The sequence below is a fragment of the Bradyrhizobium pachyrhizi genome, assembly GCF_001189245.1.
In the GTDB taxonomy this organism is placed as follows: Bacteria; Pseudomonadota; Alphaproteobacteria; order Rhizobiales; family Xanthobacteraceae; genus Bradyrhizobium; species Bradyrhizobium pachyrhizi.
Map to the genome: position 1 here is coordinate 259768 of NZ_LFIQ01000117.1, position 5689 is coordinate 265456.

The 5689-nt window shown below is 63.6% G+C and carries 3 protein-coding genes; all 3 read right to left on the reverse strand.

The window, feature by feature from the left end; translation table 11 throughout:
• Positions 1–515 precede the first annotated feature (515 nt).
• Positions 516–1787 carry a calcium-binding protein gene (locus tag AKL29_RS33025; RefSeq protein ID WP_050387064.1) on the reverse strand — a complete coding sequence of 424 codons (1272 nt, stop codon included), beginning with the start codon at positions 1785–1787 and terminating at the stop codon, positions 516–518.
• A gap of 671 nt (positions 1788–2458) precedes the next feature.
• Entirely contained in the window at positions 2459–3613 is a 1155-nt protein-coding gene (locus AKL29_RS33030; protein WP_050387065.1) for a glycosyltransferase, read from the reverse strand.
• Positions 3610–5598 (reverse strand): heparinase II/III family protein, encoded by a 1989-nt coding sequence (locus AKL29_RS33035; protein ID WP_050387066.1) that lies wholly within the window; start codon positions 5596–5598, stop codon positions 3610–3612. The genes AKL29_RS33030 and AKL29_RS33035 overlap by 4 nt, the downstream gene beginning before the upstream one ends.
• Positions 5599–5689 lie beyond the last annotated feature (91 nt).

The window sequence follows — 5689 nt, forward strand, 5'->3', positions numbered from 1 at the left end:
CATGCGATGTCAGGAGCGGCTGGATGCGCTTGGTAACCGTCGATCCAGCGCCGGCATTCAGCATTTTTTTCTTGGCCAATTCGAGAGCTCCGCGGGTTCGTTAAGCGGCTGAGTTCTGCAGCGATCGTTCGTCTTGACCAAAGGTGCCAGGGCCGCAGATAGCCATCGGCCACAACTCCGTTGCGTCAAGCGAGCGGCACGGCTTTACAAAAGCTACGTGGTCCGAATGTGACGGACTAACTTCTAACATCCATTGGCGGAAATGCCCGGGGCGGAACTTGTGATCGATTTGATACATCTGACGCGGATCGGTCGACAAGGTTCCAATCGGGATGTGCGCATGCGCTTCTCCTGACGCGACCCGTCGAACTCATCGCAGGTGCTCATGATCATCAACCGCAGCGTATTCGATCATTCAATCAACCATTCCTGACGGGCCATGCCGACGATCAAAGAAAAAGCGCCGCCTCAACCTCTGTTGGGGCGGCGCTTTCGCTTAGTGCAGACCTAGGATCTTACAGCTTGGTCGAGTTACCATCGTTGAAGATCAGGTATTCGATGTTGCTGATCTGGGTCACCTGACCATTGCTGAAGGTGATGTCCATAGAACCGTTCGATCCAGAGCTGATGTCGCTCACGTCGGTCGAAGCGTGATCCAGGAAGGTCAGGGAGTCCTTGTTGCCGCCACCGCCATCGATGGTGTCGCTGCTGGTGGCGTTGTTCAGGTAGAAGTAGTCCTGACCGGAGCCGCCAACCATCGAGGCCGTACCGGTGTCGGAGCCGACGAACGAGTCCTTGCCGTCGCCGCCGATCAGGGTCTGCGTGCCGGAGCCGGCAACCAGCGTATCGTTGCCGGAACCGCCATGGAGCGTGTCGTTGCCGGCACCGCCATAGAGCGAGTCGTTGCCGGCACCGCCATCGAGCGAGGTCGCGTGCGACGCATCGCTGCCCGAGTAGAGCACGTCCTTGCCGTTGCCGCCGGACTCAGCAGCAGTCTGGGCACCGCCGACAAGGAGATCGTTGCCGTTGCCGCCATGCAGCGTGTCGATACCGGAACCGCCATACAGCGAGTCGTTGCCGGCGCCGCCGTCCAGGCTGTCGTTGCCCGCACCAGCGTACAGCGCATCGTTGCCCTTGCCGCCATCCAGCGTGCTGGAATTGCCGGCGGTGCTGCCGGACGCCAGCACATCGTTGCCGTTGCCGCCGCTCAGCTGCGACGAGCTGCCGCCGTAAAGCGTGTCGTTGCCGGAGCCACCGTTCAGCGTGTCGGCACCGGAGCCGAACAGCAGATCGTTGCCCTTGCCGCCATCCAGCGTGCTGTGGCCGGAGACGTTGTCGACCAGCACGTCGTTGCCGGAGCCTGCATCGATCGAGTCGTGACCGGCACCGCCGAAGATAGTGTCGTTGCCGGAGCCGGTGAGAACCGTCGTGTCGCCGGTGTTGTTGATGAACACCTGATCGTTGCCGTGGCCGGTCGCGACCAGCACCGGGGTGCTGCCGTTCACCGTCAGCGTGACGTCCTGGTTGGTGTCCTCAATGATCGCCTTCAGGTTGGCGTCGGTGTTAACAGTGTTAACGGGGTTGGTTTCGATCAGAACATTGGCGTTCGGATCCGGGTTGGTGATCCCAGCCCCCTCCTGCACCGGAATCGTCGCGCCGTTGTCCGGGCTGGTGTATCCGATCCCCGCGTTGATCAGATAGTCAAGAATCTGTTGCTGGGTCGAATGATCGATCGTGGAGTTGATCGCCGCTTTGAGGTCGGTCTGGTCTAGATTGTAAGTCGCCATCGATGTAGCCCCTGCTTGGGATACGAGGATTCAAGCCGCTCGCCCACACTTAAGCTGTTGATTCACAACTGGTTTGTTGCGATGCAACCCAAATGTGGACCCAGGTTACGAACTTGTTAAGTCCATTGTTAAGTCCGCTAGGCCGGAGTGTCAATCAGCAATGCGCTGTTAACACCTGGTTCCCTGAGATTTATGTGAGACTTAGCACTACTTCGGATGCACTATAACATTCAACGCAGGCCAATCGCCAATGTTAGCCGCGACGCAAAAAAGGGTAGCGATTATACGGGGTTTCACGGGGGCCCGGGACACCGCGGGAGCGCGGAATTTCACTGATGCCGTGAGCGCTTCGACGCGATTTTCCGATCTGAAAAAAATATTTCTGCATCGCATGAGACGTTTTGCAAAAAAGCGTCAAACTTCGCTGCCGGCGCCCCACCGACCAGTGTTATAACGCCGTTTGGCAGCAGTTTGCGGGCTCGATCAAGCGAGATCCATGGAATCACCCGCAGAATCAGCGCCGTTCGACCGCGGGATCAAAACCTGGCGCGCGCCGATCAGACACCCTGATGTAACAAATTAACACCAGATTTGCCGCAATATGTTAGCGACGCCGCCATGGAACCGGCGGGACGATGCCCGATCGCGCGCAGAACTCCGACCTGCGACGATCATCCACCGGCGGCGCGTGCGTAGATGGCCTCGAGCAGCCGGCAGTTCTCGTCCGGCACGTAGCGCTCGAGATAGGCGGCTCGTGCGGCCCGTCCCCATCCGGCGGTCAGTTCGGCGGCGCCGAGAACCTCACTGATCCGCTTTCGGAGCGCGGCCGCGTCGCCCGGCGGCACCAGCGCGCCGGTCTTGCCGTCGCTCACCACCTCGGCAAGTCCGCCGATCTCGGAGGCGACGACAGGCGTGCCGCGCGCGAAGGCCTCGACCACGACCATCGGAAATCCTTCGTACCATAGCGACGGTACCACCAATGCCCTCGCATTCGCCATTTCCCGCAGCACCTCATCGCGCGAGAGCCCGCCCAGGAAGGTGACATGATCGGGCGCCCGAGCCTCCAACGCAGCACGCTCCGGTCCCTCACCCACGACGCGCAAGGGCACACCGGTCCCCGCAACGGCCTCGAGCAGCACGCCGACGCCTTTCTCGCGGCTCAGCCGTCCAACATAGAGCAGCCCGCTGCGCGGCGCCGTCGGATCGGGCGCCCCCGGATCGGCCATGAAGTTCGGCTTCACGTCGATCCGGTCGGCGTCGAAGCCGGCCTGCGTGAACAGGGTTTTGGCGAACTGCGTCAGCGCGATCAGGCGCAGACCGGGACGCGTCCAGGTGCCGCGGCGCTGGTGCTGCGCGATCATGTAGGCCGAGGCGATCGAGCCCGGAAGCGATCCGCGGTAGCAGCGGTGCACGACGCCCCAGAGATGTCCGCGGTCCAGACACTTGTGGCAAATGCGGCCATCGCGCAGCAGCATGCCGCCGGTGCAGATGCTGCGATAATTGTGCAGCGTCACCACCGCGGGTACGCATTTTTGCCGACAGAGATCGAATATCGCGGGCGACAGCAGCGGGAAGAAATTGTGGACGTGGACGACGTCAGGGCGAAAGCGATCGATCGCCTCAGCCACAACCCGCTTTCCCTCCGGATTATCGGCGATCGACAACGTGGTCGTGATGCGCGCGGCGAGCGAATTGATCGCCGCGTTGCTGACCGTGAGCGTTTCAACGCCGTGTCCAGCGGCGCGCAGCAGGTCGACTTCCGCTTCAAACACGACGTCCTCGCCGCCGCGTCCCTGATACCTGTTGTGAGCGACCAGGATCTTCATGATCCGGCCGGGTCTGAAAACCAGCGCAGCTCGGTCACCAGGCTTTGGCCGCCCGCGAGCGTACCGCAGCCGATCAAGGTCGTCGCCGGCACCCTGAGATCGAAGGACGGCGAATACCACCCGGCCGGCATGGCCTCGTCGCCCCGATACGCAATCCAGCTGAGGGCCGCCGGCAGATCGAGCTCGCCGCGCCCGCCCGGCCAAGCGAGCTGCGCCTTGTGCCCTTCGAGCTTGCATTCGACGTCGGGACCGAGATGCCAGCTGAGGCTCGCCGGCACCGCGAGCCCTTCATCAGCAAGCACGACATCGGTGACGACGAGCCGCGCCATCTGACGCTGCAATTGCGCCGAGCGGCGATGCACGACACCTGCTTCGTCGCGATATCCCGAATGCTCCGCGACCCAGCTCGCATCCGCATCGCGATCGTCCAGGCCGCTTGCTGCGACAAGCCGGCTCTGCGCATGCCGTGTCCAGAGAAACGGCCCGCCCGACACCGACTGGTCGCGCGCGAACAGGCAGAGCGTGTTGTGCGCCAGCGTGGAGCGGAAGTAGGCCCGCCATCGCGGGTCGCCATGGTAGCAATAGGTGCCGGGGTCGGCCAAGATCTCGACACCGCCGATCCTGCATTCGAGCGACAGCGCGTCCGCATGGGCGTGGGCGGCAATGCGGCCGAAGCCATGGGGGCCGTGGTCACAACGGCACCACACCGCGCGCTCGGAATCGATCAGAAAGGTCTGTCCCGCCCCCTCAAGCAAATGCGGGCGGCGCTTGGGCCGCCCGGCGATCGCACGGGCCCCGATGCCGTCGGTGAGCACAAAGCTACGCAGATCGGGCTCCGGCGATTGGGGCCACCATGGCAGAGCGCCGAACAGGCGCGCGCCGCTGCTGAGCAAGCCGAGCCAGCGATTGCCGGCGTGATCGTCGAGCAGCAGGCCGATGCCGTCGTCGCCATCGCCCTGCCGCGGCGGATGACCGCGATCGTCCAGCATCGCGGCAATGACGTCGCTCATGCGGCACATCGTAGTCCAGACCGCATCGCCAAGCGGATGTCCCGATGCTTCACCCTGCACTGCCGCCGCCAGCAGCAGTTCGAGAACAAAGCCATGATAGTCGGTCGCGAGCTCGCTGTTGCTGCCGCAGGCAAGCGTCTGAGCAACGGCTTCGTGTGCCAGTGTGGCGGCCGATTGCTCGCGCCATCGCGCACTGTCCTGGAAAAACGGAAACACGCAAGCCGCCACGAACTGCCCGGCAGCCTCCGCGATGAGGTGGTTGTTGGCCGAGGAGCCACGGCTTGGGAACTGTGACAGCCAGTATTGATGCGCATAGAGCTGCGTCAGGAACAGATCATTGTCCTCGAACAGCGCAGCAGCACCAGGCCAGGTCTGCAGCAGCTGGCGCACCCAGGCCCACGAGATCAGCCGCACGCCAAGCTCGATGCCGCTGATCCAGTGCGGGCCGCGCGGGAACGGATTTTCGCGCCACCAGCTCATCAGATGCTCGGCAGCGCGCCTGGCATAGCGCTCGTCGGAGGTCAGGTAGTACGCGGCCGCGAGCACCGTGAGATGGTGGTGACGCGAAGGCTCCCAGATGTATTTGATGTTTCCGACCGCGGTTTCGTCACGATAGGGAACAGCGAATGCGTGCACGCCGGCCGGCACCCGCTTGCCGCTTCTGGTATCGACGAACCAGTCGGGCCGTTCGCCGAGGGCCCCATGATCCCTGGCGAAAATCCGCCAGTGCCCGGCGAGAATCCGGTCGGCGCTGTGGATCAGCCGTTCGGCGGCCTGTCCCGGGGCGTGGGCCGGCAAAGGCAGCGGCTTCAGGCGCGGCTGCCGCGGGCCGGCAGCGAGCCTGGCGCCGGCACGCCGTGCGATATCCGGCGGAGTGATCCGCCAGAGCAAATGCAGCACCTGGTCATTCACCCGTCCCGCAAGCTCGGACGGCTCCATGCGCTGCAGCCTGCGCAGATACCAGGCCGGATTCATCTCACGCCGTCGAGGCGCGCGCGACGCCCTGCTCTGCCGCGCCGGCCGTCAGATCGATCGGCATCCCGGCGGCCGCGCTTTCCTGGACGGC

Coding starts and splice junctions, on each gene's coding strand:
- AKL29_RS33030 (WP_050387065.1), bottom strand. CDS start 3,613: ATGAAGATCCTGGTCGCTCACAACAGGTATCAGGGACGCGGCGGCGAG.
- AKL29_RS33035 (WP_050387066.1), bottom strand. CDS start 5,598: ATGAATCCGGCCTGGTATCTGCGCAGGCTGCAGCGCATGGAGCCGTCC.
- AKL29_RS33025 (WP_050387064.1), bottom strand. CDS start 1,787: ATGGCGACTTACAATCTAGACCAGACCGACCTCAAAGCGGCGATCAAC.